The organism is Proteus sp. Marseille-Q3619 (genome assembly GCF_965283115.1).
Window position 1 is genome coordinate 2,854,939 of record NZ_CBDIMP010000001.1, and the last position, 14,661, is coordinate 2,869,599.

General features: G+C 35.4%; 10 protein-coding genes. 8 read left to right on the plus strand and 2 right to left on the minus strand.

Annotation, left to right across the window (positions count from 1 at the left end; genetic code table 11):
• Positions 1-31 precede the first annotated feature (31 nt).
• Both ACWPWK_RS13205 and ACWPWK_RS13210 read left to right on the plus strand, forming a co-directional pair.
• Positions 32-2,599, plus strand: a complete 2,568-nt coding sequence (locus ACWPWK_RS13205) for a hypothetical protein (protein ID WP_454209050.1) — start codon at positions 32-34, stop codon at positions 2,597-2,599.
• Positions 2,577-4,256: a calcium-binding protein gene (locus ACWPWK_RS13210; RefSeq protein ID WP_454209052.1), complete on the plus strand. Its 1,680-nt coding sequence runs from the start codon at positions 2,577-2,579 to the stop codon at positions 4,254-4,256. The genes ACWPWK_RS13205 and ACWPWK_RS13210 overlap by 23 nt, the downstream gene beginning before the upstream one ends.
• Positions 4,257-4,336: 80 nt before the next feature.
• On the opposite strand, the gene yaaA is transcribed toward ACWPWK_RS13210, so the two are convergent.
• Complete coding sequence (gene yaaA, locus ACWPWK_RS13215) at positions 4,337-5,119, minus strand: peroxide stress protein YaaA (protein ID WP_109371857.1); 783 nt, start codon at positions 5,117-5,119, stop codon at positions 4,337-4,339.
• 304 nt (positions 5,120-5,423) lie between these two features.
• Between yaaA and tal the strand changes: the two genes are divergently transcribed.
• The 5 genes from tal (at position 5,424) to dnaJ (ending at position 12,011) form a co-directional block, all read left to right on the plus strand.
• Positions 5,424-6,377: a transaldolase gene (tal, locus tag ACWPWK_RS13220; RefSeq protein ID WP_109371855.1), complete on the plus strand. Its 954-nt coding sequence runs from the start codon at positions 5,424-5,426 to the stop codon at positions 6,375-6,377.
• 183 nt (positions 6,378-6,560) lie between these two features.
• A complete protein-coding gene (locus tag ACWPWK_RS13225) occupies positions 6,561-7,544 on the plus strand; it encodes a tetratricopeptide repeat protein (RefSeq protein WP_109371853.1) in 984 nt (327 codons plus the stop codon).
• A gap of 224 nt (positions 7,545-7,768) precedes the next feature.
• Positions 7,769-8,356 (plus strand): molybdopterin adenylyltransferase, encoded by a 588-nt coding sequence (gene mog / locus ACWPWK_RS13230; RefSeq protein WP_109371851.1) that lies wholly within the window; start codon positions 7,769-7,771, stop codon positions 8,354-8,356.
• Between the two features lie 484 nt (positions 8,357-8,840).
• Complete coding sequence (gene dnaK / locus ACWPWK_RS13235; RefSeq protein WP_109371849.1) at positions 8,841-10,766, plus strand: molecular chaperone DnaK; 1,926 nt, start codon at positions 8,841-8,843, stop codon at positions 10,764-10,766.
• 105 nt (positions 10,767-10,871) lie between these two features.
• Positions 10,872-12,011 carry a molecular chaperone DnaJ gene (gene dnaJ, locus ACWPWK_RS13240; RefSeq protein WP_109371847.1) on the plus strand — a complete coding sequence of 380 codons (1,140 nt, stop codon included), beginning with the start codon at positions 10,872-10,874 and terminating at the stop codon, positions 12,009-12,011.
• Positions 12,012-12,086: 75 nt separating this feature from the next.
• Here the strand turns inward: dnaJ and ACWPWK_RS13245 are convergent, their stop codons facing one another.
• On the minus strand, positions 12,087-12,932 hold the full coding sequence (locus ACWPWK_RS13245; RefSeq protein ID WP_109371845.1) for a DMT family transporter: 846 nt from the start codon (positions 12,930-12,932) through the stop codon (positions 12,087-12,089).
• 455 nt (positions 12,933-13,387) lie between these two features.
• On the opposite strand from ACWPWK_RS13245, the gene nhaA reads away from it, so the two are divergent.
• Entirely contained in the window at positions 13,388-14,566 is a 1,179-nt protein-coding gene (gene nhaA, locus ACWPWK_RS13250; protein WP_109371843.1) for a Na+/H+ antiporter NhaA, read from the plus strand.
• The last annotated feature ends 95 nt before the right edge of the window (positions 14,567-14,661 follow it).

The following is a 14,661-nucleotide window of genomic DNA, read 5'->3' on the forward strand; positions in this document are numbered from 1 at the left end:
ATTAGTTAATAAAAAATTCAATCGATATTTGATGGGCGAAATGACATATAAAAAATGGCTATCATCGGACTCATTATCAGAAGAAAAATTGACATTAACAGAAAAAACAAATCAAGCAATAGAAATTATTCATGCAATTTATGACAATCCAACATTAATTAAGAAATTAAGTTTACTTTCAAAAAATCTACTGGCTACATTTTTTGATAAAAACAAAAAAGGTATTTTATATCGAATGTTGCTAGACACTGTATCAACATTTGAAAACTATAAAAAAACAATAAACAAACTTAAAAATATCATTTTTATGACTAGCAATAAAATGATACTTGAATCATTATCACCAGAAATAGCATTAAGGAAAGTAAGTGATTTAAATTCGTTAGATATTTTAGATGTGAAAAATAAGATCTTTGATAATAAAAATAAAGAGATAGTGAAAATAAATGATGTCTCTTTTGATAAAAGTTTATTAGTCAGTTTAGGTGCTAAGATAAGTGGAAAAAATATCGATGACATTGATCTCAGTAATATAGAAAAATGGGACTTAAAATTAACATTTGATCCTTATCATCTTAATGATTATTTTCTATCAATATCGGGTAGTGAAAAGGATAAAAAAGTCATCTCTTTGTTTCGTTATTTGCTAAATAATAAAGAAGAGAAAGTTAAATATCTCCTTTCTAATGATGTAAATAGAATCGACTATCTTGCTGCATCTGAACGATTAACTAAAATGATTAAGCTAGGAAATAAAGGCTACAGTGATAAAGATTGGAATTTATTAAGAAATGCATCATTAACACTTCCTCGACATATGAAAATAATTAGTAAAATTGGTTACGCTAATATTACTTATGGTATGTGGCAGTCAATTAATTCCACGTTTATGCTTGCTGAACAACTAAATAACCCATTGTTATCGCCTAAAGAACGAAAAGAGATCATTAATAACTTAGCTATTATGTGGTCTGAGATGGCTTATAATGGTCTTTCTGAATTGATTGAAATTGCATTAGCTAAAGGATTGTTAAAATATCGTCATAATCCACTTGAATATGTAAGTAAGATAAGTACAAAAGTAGGAATTGGACTTAATGTTCTTTCTATCGGATTTGATATTTATAATGCCTATGATAATTTTAGCCGAATTTCTGGTGAAAATAATGAAAAAAGGAAAATTGATTATATTGTTAATGGTTCCTTTGCTGTTGTATCTGGGTTGGTTACGCTAGGGGTTTCTATTGCAATGCTTGCAGGTTCAACGATTGCAGGCCCTATTGGTATTGTGGCGGGTGCAGTTATTGCACTTGCAACATCGATTTATAATGCAGCAAGGCTTATTGAAGAAGCAAAGATAAAGGTAAATTTTACGCCATTAGAAGAACTTAATAATGGTTTTTATGCCCTTTTAATGGGAGATTTACTACCAAATAAAAAGAATGAAATCATCTATTTAGAAACAGAAACACAATTAGAAGAGATGATTGACAAAAATGAAGTCAATTATCTTGATGAGATAAAAAAACAAAATCATCAGAGCCGTTATTTTTATACAAATGAAAAACAGGTTTACCAAGAATATTATTATTATAAAGTCATACCAAACTTAATGGGAAAAACATTAGATTCAATTTTAAATCCTTTAGGAGAATATGTTGCTCAACGGATATCTCAAAATATCAGTCAAGAAATGGCTGAAAAAATAGCTGCACTTTCTTATCATCTTCGCTCAGAAAAAACAGAATATAAGTATTATCTTCCTAAAGAAGCAATAGCAACCCATGAGACACTAATTTTTGATGTCGATTTTTATGTTAATGAATTGAATCGCTATACAATGGATATTATTTCCGATGATGATTCTCCCATTTTTGATAATATGGTCGATAGTGATTTTTTAAAAAATATAAGAACAAATAGAGAAAATATAATTAATCTTTTAGGTGTGGAAAATTTATCGGAAAGTTTAATAAAAGCGAATCAGTATAAAAAATATTATGTCTCAGATTGGAATGAGAATGAAAAATTCTATTTTAATACCTATCATGGTAATGATGTTATTGCAGCACCTTTAATTACTCAAAATACCTTTGATATTTATAATGGTACTAAACGATTAAGTGGAGGCGAAAGAAATGATATGTTCAATTTATTTTCCTCTGAATCGCCACTTTATGCGAGTCGTTTTTATGGCAGAGAGGGAAATGACACACTTCGTATTATAAAAACAACAAACAAATATACGGGATATGAGGTTAGTTTATCTAATAACTATGTTAAATTCAGACAATCAGAAGAACAAACAAACAGTCAAAATTTTCATTCAAAGCTATTTCTTTATCAAGAGAATGGGCGTTTGTATTCAAAGCAATTAGTTGATTCCATGCCTAATATTGTCTTACAAGATCAAAATGTGATTGCCTATTTAGACAGTATTGAGAACGTAATTGGTAGCGAGGCCGGTGATGATATTATTTATGGTAACCAAGAGAATAATTATCTAGATGGTGCTGGCGGTGCCGATTTATTATATGGATTAGGGGGAAATGACACACTAGTTTTACGAGAAGGTTATGCTGAAGGGGGAGGGAAATGATAGCTATGTTATATTAAGATCTTCTTTGGAAAAAAATTATAATATTCAATTTCAAACAATTATTAATGAAGTGAGTCATATCGAGTCTAGTATTGTGCAATTAAACTATCATTTTGATGAAATCGCTGCTATTTCTCGTCAAGGAAAAGATATTATTTTTGATATGAAAGTAAATGATGGAAATGAAAATAATGAATTGATTTATCACTCTATAAAATTAAAAAATGTTTATGATGATTCTGTAAATAATACACTTTCACATTGTTATACGTTAATAACTCAAGATGGATTTTTACTCACTTTGGATGAAAATACTAAAGATAAAATATTATACAAATTTAGTTATTTAGAAAAATATAATAAATCAAAATTAATTATTAAAGATTTTTATATTAATGAGATCGAAAATTTAATTGTTACGGCTTTTAACAGTCAGAGTAGAAATATAAAACTATTGCCTGAATTTGAATACAGTGGTTTCTTATCTGGAACAAATTTACGACTTGGTATTCATGGGAATAACCAAAATAATAATTATTTTGGTATTGATTCTAACTCATACATTAAATTGAGTCAGGGTAATGACAGCTATCAAATAAAAACATTTTTAACAAAAAATAAGAATGAAAGAGTGAATATTTCACTGTCTGACTATATCGATAAACTAACTGATGATAATGTGAGCCATTTCTTTTTAACAGATATAAGTGGTTTTGATTTGACATTTAAAAATGGTCTTTTATCTCATCGCTATCTTCCAGATGATTATTTAACGCTATCTTTCGATCCAACGCTATTAAATAAAATTGTCGATACAAACGTGACTATTCGATTAATAGATAAAGATAATGTTGTTTTTACACTTCCTACAAAAGAGAGCCAACAACATTTATTAACACCAATGACGGATCTAAATTTTACTATTAGTGCAGGAAATGATGTGCTTATGATCCCTGAATCACTGACCTTAAATAAAGAGGCATTATCGACTTATTCACTTGATTCACCTTACTCTTTGTTAAGATCTATTTTAATGACTCAACAGAAACCACACAATCAATCAATTGAACACTTGCCTATTCTCGAATTAATGGCAGGTGATGATATCGTCGTTAATCATAATAAATGTAGCTCGGTGATTGATGGCGGAGAGGGAGATGATCATATTGTGGTTAATCACGGACATCATATTTTAATTGCGGGAGAGGGGAACGATAATCTCAGTGCAGGAGGTGGAAATGATCTTTTGATCTCTGAATCAGGTCTTGATTATTTAAGTGGTGGGAGTGGTAGTAATATTTATATTGTGAACAAGCGTTATGGTGAAGTCACTGTCTATGATGAAGGCGAAAATAGCCAACTTTTTATTTCAGGATTATCTGAACAAGATGAACTCATTTCTTCTCAAGTGGGTGACGATTGGCAGTATAGGACAGAAGATGGCCAATTTATTTTAACTCTAAAAACAAAAGAAAATCAGACGAATAGCTCGGTTACAATTATCAAAACAGAAAACACACTTTCAATGCAATCCCTCGCTTCTATTATTCAAGAAATGGCGCAATTCAATGAGCAACAATTGACAACAATGCAAGGTAGTGAATTTATTCCATCTCTAACATGGCCACCTCTACCATTAGTGACAAAACATTTGTGAGCCTCAATATAAAAAAACAGCACTGATTTTAGTGCTGTTTTTATTGATAGCTAATAGTTAATAGTTAATAGCTAATATTTTTATTTCGCCAGTGATTCTGCACGTTTAAATACGAGAGTGTTACCCTCTGATTCTGCTGAGTTAAATTGATAACCTTCAAGATCAAACTCTTTCAGTTGTGCTTTATTAGTCAGTTTTTCTTGAATAATAAAGCGACTCATTAATCCACGGGCTTTTTTAGCATAGAAGCTGATAACTTTATATTTGCCATTTTTTTCATCAAGGAAAACAGGTTTAATAATATCAGCATTGAGTTTTTTCGGGTTGACTGATTTAAAATATTCATCAGATGCTAAATTGATTAAAACATTATCACCTTGTTCTTCAAGTGCTTTGTTTAGTGCTTCTGTAATGGTATTTCCCCAAAATTGGTATAAATCACTTCCTTTTTTATTTTTTAGCTTTATTCCCATTTCAAGACGATAAGGTTGCATTAAATCAAGAGGGCGCAGTACGCCATATAAGCCAGAAAGCATACGTAAATGTTGTTGTGCAAACTGAAAATCATCTTCAGAAAAAAGCTCTGCTTGCATTCCGGTATAAACATCACCTTTAAATGCCAAAATAGCTTGGCGTGCATTTTCTGGTGTGAAATTAGGTTGCCATTCACCAAAACGAGCGGCATTTAATCCTGCGAGTTTATCACTTATTTTCATTAAGCTTGCGATATCGCTCGATGACAATTTTCGACATTCTTCGATAAGTTGTTGGGAATATTTTAGCAATTCAGGTTGGGTGAAGTGCGTTGTTGCTAAAGGCGATTCGAAATCCAGTGTTTTAGCTGGTGAAATGGTGATTAGCATAATTCCCTCGATACGTTATTTTAATGTTGACCAAATATAGCAAATTCTTTCAATTAAAGACTAAATTATAGTAATAGGAAAAAACAATGGTTTCTCTTATTTGTCGTAAAATTCGACAATTTAAACGATTCAGCCTGTGATTTTCTTCTGTTTTTTTCCGCTTTTGTTTTGCGAAAACGTTTGGCATTCAAATAATTGCTTTGTATGAATCTAAGCGTCTTGTAGTGTGAGCAGTCCATGTTATTATCAATAGATATCCGCAGGTGACTGCAAACAGATTTACCTAGTAGATGAGATAAACAAAATGACCAACAAATTGACTTCTTTGCGTAAGCTGACAACTGTTGTTGCTGACACTGGTGACATCGCAGCAATGAAACTGTATCAGCCACAAGATGCAACTACCAACCCATCTTTAATTTTAAATGCAGCTCAAATTCCTGAATATCGTAAATTAATTGATGAAGCGATTGAATGGGCTCGTTCACAAAGCGATTCTCGTGAACAACAAATCGTTGATGCTTGCGACAAACTGGCAGTGAATATCGGTTTAGAAATTTTAAAACTGATCCCAGGTCGTATTTCAACAGAAGTTGATGCACGTCTTTCTTACGACACACAAGCATGTATCGAAAAAGCACGTCATTTAATGAAACTTTATAATGATGCAGGTATCAGTAACGACCGTATTCTTATCAAATTAGCATCTACTTGGCAGGGTATCCGTGCCGCAGAGCAATTAGAAAAAGAAGGTATCAACTGTAACCTGACTTTACTGTTCTCTTTCGCTCAAGCGCGTGCATGTGCTGAAGCAGGTGTTTACCTGATTTCTCCATTTGTTGGTCGTATCATGGATTGGTATAAAGCCAATACAGATAAAAAAGAATTTGCTCCAGCTGAAGATCCAGGTGTGATTTCTGTTACTGAAATCTATAACTATTACAAACAACACGGTTATAACACTGTTGTTATGGGCGCAAGCTTCCGTAATATGGGTGAGATTTTAGAATTAGCAGGTTGTGACCGTTTAACTATTGCACCAGCACTGTTAAAAGAATTATCAGAAGCTGAAGGTGAAGTTGAACATAAATTATCCTACAAAGGGGAAGTGAAAGCGCGTCCAGAAGCTATCACTGAAGCTCAATTCTATTGGGAGCACAACGCTGACCCAATGGCAGTAGATAAATTATCTGACGGTATTCGCAAATTTGCTGTCGATCAGGAAAAATTAGAGAAAATGATTGCGGATTTATTATAATTCGTCGTTAAATTCTTATAAAAATCTTAAATACCCATCTTATACAGGTGGGTATTTTCATTTTTTGCTTCTCAAAATAACATTTAAGTAAATTTTAAGATTAAATTGATTGGAATATATTATTTATCCAGTAATAATTATAAAAATATATTATTAAAATACTCTATTTATTATTGGTGAATTATGAAAAAGATTGTCTTGGCAACGGTACTTGCATCGTTATTTTTTAGTGGCGCTGCAATGGCAGAAAGTAAAACAGCTTTCTCTTTACCTGCAATTGAAAAAAGTGCTGAAAGTGGAAATGCAGCATCTCAATATCAATTGGGTGTGAAATATGAGAATGGTGAAGGTGTTGAGCAAGACTCACAAAAAGCACTGGAGTGGTATACCAAAGCGGCAGAACAAGGCCATGCTGAAGCACAGTTAAATTTAGCACTTATGTATGACATGAGTGATGATATTGACCGTGATGCAGAAAAAGCGGTTTATTGGTATAACAAAGCGGCTGTTCAAGGTGTCTCCTTAGCCCAATACAATCTTGCTGTTTCTTATGATGATGGTGATGGCGTAGCGCAAGATCATGAGAAAGCAGTGTATTGGTATACTAAAGCTGGTGAGCAAGGTGATAGTGATGCTCAATACAACCTTGGGATCTCTTATGATGAAGGTATCGGTGTAGCGCAAGACCATGAAGCAGCGGTTGTTTGGTATACAAAAGCAGCAGAGCAAGGTCATGCAGACGCACAATATAACCTTGCTGTCTCTTATGATGATGGTGAAGGTGTAGAACGTAACGGCACTAAAGCGGTTTTCTGGTATACCAAAGCAGCAAACCAAGGTAATCGTGATGCGCAAAATAACTTAGGTGTAATGTACGATGAAGGCGACGGTGTCGCTAAAGATGCACGTAAAGCCGTTGAATGGTATAGAAAATCAGCTATACAAGGTAATGGTTTGGCACAAAATAACTTAGCTTTAAACTATTATTACGGTAAAGGCGTTAAACGCGATCTGAAAGAAGCTTATGCATGGTTCTCTGTTGCTGTTGAAAATGGTGATGGTGATGAAGCTATGCTAAAACGTACTGCCCGCGCATTAAATGCAGCACAATTAGCCGAAGCGAAAAAATTAGCAGCGTCTTATATTACTAAATATATTGATGAGTAATATTAATTAATATTATTCAAGATTAAAGAGGGGGAGCTTATGCTCCCTTTTTTATTTTTAGCTAAAGCCAAATAAAAATAGATTATTATCATTTCTTTATTATCCATTCTCAATAATCAAATTTTAAATATCAATAATATATTGAGATTCTTTTTAATTCTCTTGTGTTCTCATGGTAATATCTGCGCGCAAGTTAGACGGTGATTGATTAATAGAGGTTTGATATGAACGAATTACGCATAGGGTTAGTTTCTGTTTCTGATCGCGCATCAAGTGGGATTTATGAAGATAAAGGCTTACCCGCTTTAGAAGCTTGGCTAAAGGCTGCATTAACAACGCCTTTTCATATCGAATCACGTTTAATTCCTGACGAACAACTCATGATTGAGCAAACACTGTGTGAGCTAGTTGATGAAGTCGGCTGTCATTTAGTGTTAACAACAGGGGGAACTGGCCCCGCTCGTCGTGACGTTACTCCTGATGCTACGTTGGCTATCGCAGACAGAGAAATGCCGGGTTTTGGCGAGCAGATGCGCCAAATTAGTCTGAAGTTTGTACCCACAGCTATTTTATCTCGCCAAGTTGGTGTTATTCGTAACCAAGCGTTAATTCTAAATTTACCAGGGCAACCTAAGGCTATTGCAGAAACATTAGAAGGATTAAAAGATAACGATGGTAATGTGATTGTTAGCGGTATTTTCGCTAGTGTACCGTACTGCATTCAACTGCTTGATGGTCCTTATGTCGAAACTAATGAAGCTATTGTTGCTGCTTTTAGACCTAAATCAGCCCGCCGTTCCACTTCAGCATAAATAATGTAAGAGGTTATTTTTGTCACCAAACTTCTGGCTAGGAAAAGTTTTGACTAAGTTTGGATAACGCAAAAGTAACCCGATATTTATTTGATATTTTTATTATAAAATTTAAAAAATATTATTTTTCAAATAGTTATACTCTTATTCTAAGTATGGTCTTAAAAGTACATTTCAGATAATTCATGATGTTATTTGTGGTTGACGTAACATTATGAAAAATAACAAATTTTAATTATTATTTTGTTCTCAAACACAAAATTTTCGCATTTTTTGCATTTTTTTTCATTATTCCCCTTGATGAATGTATTTATGACCCCATCTTCTTTTTCAACTGCAATTACCACTATTGAGTTGCGTTGATTTTGTATCCGCTTGGAGATGATGTTGTTTAGTCTATTAATTTGTGACTTGAAAAATGAATATTCATCCTCATATAGATTGGTAATCAAATTGATAAAGAATTCTCTTTGGAGGCGTTTAAATGGGTAAAATTATTGGTATTGACCTGGGTACAACTAACTCTTGTGTTGCTGTAATGGATGGCAAAACTGCCCGGGTTATTGAAAACGCAGAAGGTGATCGTACTACTCCTTCAATCGTTGCTTATGCACAAGATGGTGAAATCTTAGTTGGTCAACCTGCAAAACGTCAGGCTGTGACTAACCCACAAAATACTTTATTTGCCATCAAACGTTTAATTGGTCGTCGTTTTGAGGATGCCGAAGTTCAGCGTGACGTTGCTATCATGCCTTACAAAATTGTAAAAGCTGATAACGGTGATGCTTGGATTGAAGCTCGTAACGAAAAAATGGCTCCACCACAAGTTTCTGCTGAAGTCCTGAAAAAAATGAAGAAAACAGCAGAAGACTATTTAGGTGAAGCAGTTACCGAAGCTGTTATTACTGTTCCTGCTTACTTTAACGATGCTCAACGTCAAGCAACTAAAGATGCGGGTCGTATCGCAGGTCTTGAAGTTAAACGTATTATTAACGAACCAACAGCGGCTGCTCTGGCTTACGGCTTAGATCGTGAAGTGGGTAACCGTACTATCGCAGTTTACGACTTAGGTGGTGGTACATTTGATATCTCTATCATCGAAATCGATGAAGTTGATGGCGAAAAAACCTATGAAGTTCTGTCAACCAATGGTGATACTCACTTAGGTGGTGAAGACTTCGATAGCCGTTTAATTAACTATTTAGTTGATGAATTTAAGAAAGAACAAGGCATTGATCTACGTAACGATCCATTAGCAATGCAACGTCTGAAAGAAGCAGCAGAAAAAGCGAAAATCGAATTATCTTCTGCACAACAAACAGATGTTAACTTGCCATACGTTACAGCAGATGCGACTGGCCCTAAACACTTAAATATCAAAGTCACTCGTGCAAAACTGGAATCTTTAGTTGAAGATTTAGTTAAACGTTCAATGGAACCAGTACGTGTTGCATTAGAAGATGCAGGCCTGAAAGTTAGCGAAGTTAACGACGTTATTCTGGTTGGTGGTCAAACTCGTATGCCAATGGTTCAAAAAACCGTTGCAGATTTCTTCGGTAAAGAGCCACGTAAAGACGTTAACCCAGATGAAGCTGTTGCAATGGGTGCGGCTGTTCAAGGTGGTGTGTTAGCGGGTGATGTTAAAGACGTTTTGTTACTTGACGTAACACCACTGTCTTTAGGTATCGAAACAATGGGTGGTGTAATGACTTCCCTGATTGCGAAAAATACCACAATTCCAACTAAACATAGCCAAGTGTTCTCTACCGCAGAAGATAACCAATCTGCTGTAACTATTCACGTATTACAAGGTGAACGTAAACGTGCAAGTGATAACAAATCACTGGGTCAGTTTAACTTAGATGGTATTCAAGCGGCACCACGCGGTATGCCACAAATCGAAGTTACTTTTGACATCGATGCTGATGGTATCTTGCATGTATCAGCGAAAGATAAAAACAGTGGTCGTGAGCAAAACATCACAATCAAAGCTTCTTCAGGTTTAAATGAAGATGAAATCCAAAAAATGGTTCGTGATGCAGAAGCAAATGCAGAAGCTGACCGTAAGTTTGAAGAATTAGTACAAACTCGTAACCAAGCTGACCAATTAGTTCACGGTACACGTAAACAAATTGAAGAAGCGGGTGATAAATTACCAGCGAACGATAAAGAAGCTATCGAAAAAGCGGTAAGCGAGTTAGAAATTGCTTCTAAAGGCGAAGATAAAGACACTATTGAAGCAAAAATTAAAGCATTAGTTGAAGCTTCTGAAAAATTACTAGAAATCGCACAACAACAAGCTCAAGCAGGTGCAGCAGGTAATGCCGCGGGTGCTGATGCAAGTGCGAAGAAAGATGACGATGTTGTCGATGCAGAATTTGAAGAAGTTGACGGCAAAGACAAGAAATAATGCCCTTAACGGGCCGCGGTAACTCACCTGTGAATAGTTACTGATACCGAACACGGGCGTCGAGGAAACTCAACGCCCGTGTGTTTATGTCAAGGGTAATCTAGAATGGCGAAAAGAGATTTTTACGAAGTACTCGGTTTAAGTAAAACTGCCGACGAAAAAGAAATTAAACGCGCATATAAGCGTTTAGCAATGAAATATCACCCAGACCGTAATCAAGGTGATAAAGAATCAGAAACAAAATTCAAAGAAATCAAAGAAGCCTATGAGATCTTAAGTGATGCTCAAAAACGTGCTGCTTATGATCAATATGGTCATGCTGCGTTTGAACAGGGGGGATTTGGTGGTCAAGGTGGCGGCGGCTTCGGCGGTGGTGCTGACTTTGGTGATATCTTTGGTGATGTATTTGGCGATATTTTTGGCGGTGGTCGTCGTCAACAACGTGCAGCGCGTGGTTCTGATTTACAATACAACATGGATCTAACGCTTGAAGAAGCGGTTCGTGGCGTCACTAAAGAAATTCGTATACCAACACTGGAAACATGTGACAAATGCCATGGTAGCGGTGCTAAAGAAGGCACATCAGCAGAAACCTGTTCTACTTGTCATGGCGCTGGTCAGGTTCATTTACGTCAAGGTTTCTTCACTGTACAGCAAGCATGTCCAACTTGTCATGGTCGCGGTAAAGTGATCAAAGAGCCTTGCTCTAAATGTCATGGTGATGGTCGTGTTGAACGCTCTAAAACGCTGTCTGTCAAAATTCCAGCCGGTGTTGATACTGGTGACCGTATTCGCTTAAGTGGTGAAGGTGAAGCAGGTGAAAACGGCGCGCCAGCAGGCGATTTATACGTACAGGTTCATGTTCGCCAACATCATATTTTTGAACGTGATGGCAATAATCTTTACTGTGAAGTCCCTATTAACTTCGCCATTGCTGCTTTAGGTGGCGAGATTGAAGTCCCAACACTTGATGGCCGTGTGAAACTTAAAATTCCAGCAGAAACACAAACTGGAAAAATGTTCCGTATGAAAGGCAAGGGCGTTAAATCAGTACGCAGTAGTAGTATTGGTGACTTAATGTGTCGCGTTGTGGTTGAAACACCCGTTAAACTGAATGAGAAACAAAAAGAGTTAATGCAACAACTAGGTGAATCATTCGGTGGCAAGAGTGGTGAGAAAAATACCCCTCGTTCTAAAAGCTTCTTAGATGGTGTGAAAAAATTCTTTGATGATTTAACCAAATAATTTTTCTTATCACCTTCAAAAAGGCCTGATGATAAATTCTGTCATCAGGCTTTTTTATTTGAATTATGTTTTGTCTTATCCCATCTTGATAGCAACAATACCGGCTAAAATCACTAAACACGCCAATAGCTGTTTACGGTTAAATTGCTCTTTTAACAGATAAACAGATAAGATCATGGCAAATAACACGCTGGTTTCCCTTAGTGCAGCGACAAGCACAATAGAGGCATGACTCATCGCCCATATCACTATGCCATAACTGACCAATTGCATCACGCCACCAAAGAAAGCTGGTTTCCAATAATCCTTTATCTTGATTTTTAAATGTTGGCGATAACGAAGCCAAGCAAGTAAATACATTGCGATACCATTTAAAAAGAAGAGCCATAAAATATAAGCAAACGGTGTTTCACCTACACGAGAGCCATTACCATCAGATAGGGTATAACTAGCGGTAAATAATGCGGTAAGTAGCGCAAAAAAGAGTGCATCTTTACGTAAATTAAACTCTGCTATTTTTCTACTACGTGAGATAAGGATAATACCCAAAATGATAAACAAAATGCCAATGAGTCCAGCAATAGGCAGTGTTTCATGGAAGAGAAAAAAACCAAGAAAAGCAGTCATTAATGGCGCACTGCCACGAGAGATAGGGTAGACCTGATTAAAGTCAGCTAGGGTATAACAGCGACTTAAAGAGAGTGTGTAACCAATATGAAATAAAACAGAAAGAATAAGCCATTTCCATGCACCAACATCAGGGAGTCCAACCCAAAACAAGGCGGGTAGAGTTACAGCGCCCGAAAAAAAAGTCAGTAACGAGATCCCTAAAAATCGATCACTACCTACTTTAACTAATGCATTCCAACATGCATGAAAGATAGCAGCAAATAAAACGGCAATAAAAACAGTAATCGACATATTGATAGAAACCTTAATGTAACGAGAGTATTCACTATCTATAGGACAATAACACAATGGTTAAATAGTGAAACATGCAACATTTTCTTTTTATTTATAATTGCGGGGTATATTTTAATATGAAGAATAACATTAGCATTATTTATGTAGATAAGAAAAATTGATACTTTTGATCTATTTTGTTGATTGGTGTTAATTATTAAATTAGATGCTTATTTTTGTTTTTTTATAAATAAAATTTCATTAAATCAATATGATAAAAATATCTTTTATAAATCTACTTTTATTCTATTTTTTTCGATGCTTTATTGATTTGCGACGATTATTTGCTTTGTTTTTCTTGATATTTTCTCTTTAATTCGAAAATATCGATTTGTTATCCATAAATAATCTGTTTTTTACGAATTCATAATTAGCATATTATTAACAAAATTAGTAATTTTGAGGTTAATATTATGACGGCAATTATTAGACAATTTTTGAGATTAGAGGCATCAGGCGGTATTCTTCTGATTATTGCTGCTATTATCGCATTGATTATGGCGAATACACCTCTAAGTGCTTTGTATAATGAGTTTTTATCTATTCCAATTATGATCAAATTCGGTGCATTCGAACTTGATAAACCATTATTACTTTGGGTAAATGATGCCTTAATGGCGATCTTTTTCTTAGTAGTCGGATTGGAAGTTAAACGTGAATTAAAAGAAGGCTCTTTGGCTCAGCGTGATAGAGCCATTTTCCCTGCGATAGCCGCAGTAGGTGGTATGTTAGCCCCTGCATTGATTTATTTGATGTTTAATCATGCGGACGCAATTGGACAGCAAGGTTGGGCAATTCCAGCGGCAACCGATATTGCTTTTGCACTGGGGGTCATGGCGTTACTGGGTAAGCGTGTTCCTGTCGAGTTAAAAGTCTTTTTGTTAGCGTTAGCTATCATTGATGACTTAGGTGTGATTGTCATTATTGCGCTCTTTTATTCAAAGAGTATTGCATTAATGCCTCTCGCTTTGGCAGGTTTGATAGTGATTGCTCTGGGCATAATGAACTGGCGTAAAGTGGGTAATACGGCTGCTTATTTAATTCTAGGGTTCATCTTGTGGGTGTGTATTTTAAAATCAGGTATTCATGCCACCATTGCAGGTGTGATTGTTGGATTTCTTATCCCATTGAGAAATAAAGAAGGTGATTCTCCTTCTGAAGAATTAGAGCATGTGCTACATCCTTGGGTTGCCTATTTTATTTTGCCGCTGTTTGCATTTAGTAATGCAGGGGTTTCTTTAAATGGTGTAACACTTGATGGCATGTTATCTGCTTTACCGTTAGGTATCGCGTTAGGTCTATTTTTAGGTAAGCCGATTGGAATTTTCCTCTTTAGTTGGATTTCGGTAAAACTAGGCATTGCAAAATTACCAGATGCGATTAATCTTAAGCAAATATTTGCAGTATCTGTGCTATGTGGTATCGGTTTTACTATGTCTATCTTTATCGCAGGGTTAGCATTTGATGGCGCGGATGAAGCTTATAATACCTATGCTAAGCTTGGTATTTTAGTCGGTTCAACAGTAGCCGCTGTTGTGGGATATTTGTTACTTCGTTCTGTTTTACCGAAGTTAAAAACGAAGTCAATATAGGGAAATTTATTACGGATTTGAGTTTCTCAACACAATAAATACCGAGCTATATATTTAAACCTACGGTGCAATACAGTGTATTGTGCCGTAGGTGT

Coding starts and splice junctions, on each gene's coding strand:
- ACWPWK_RS13245 (WP_109371845.1), bottom strand. CDS start 12,932: ATGTCGATTACTGTTTTTATTGCCGTTTTATTTGCTGCTATCTTTCAT.
- tal (WP_109371855.1), top strand. CDS start 5,424: ATGACCAACAAATTGACTTCTTTGCGTAAGCTGACAACTGTTGTTGCT.
- yaaA (WP_109371857.1), bottom strand. CDS start 5,119: ATGCTAATCACCATTTCACCAGCTAAAACACTGGATTTCGAATCGCCT.
- ACWPWK_RS13225 (WP_109371853.1), top strand. CDS start 6,561: ATGAAAAAGATTGTCTTGGCAACGGTACTTGCATCGTTATTTTTTAGT.
- nhaA (WP_109371843.1), top strand. CDS start 13,388: ATGACGGCAATTATTAGACAATTTTTGAGATTAGAGGCATCAGGCGGT.
- dnaK (WP_109371849.1), top strand. CDS start 8,841: ATGGGTAAAATTATTGGTATTGACCTGGGTACAACTAACTCTTGTGTT.
- dnaJ (WP_109371847.1), top strand. CDS start 10,872: ATGGCGAAAAGAGATTTTTACGAAGTACTCGGTTTAAGTAAAACTGCC.
- ACWPWK_RS13210 (WP_454209052.1), top strand. CDS start 2,577: ATGCTGAAGGGGGAGGGAAATGATAGCTATGTTATATTAAGATCTTCT.
- ACWPWK_RS13205 (WP_454209050.1), top strand. CDS start 32: ATGGGCGAAATGACATATAAAAAATGGCTATCATCGGACTCATTATCA.
- mog (WP_109371851.1), top strand. CDS start 7,769: ATGAACGAATTACGCATAGGGTTAGTTTCTGTTTCTGATCGCGCATCA.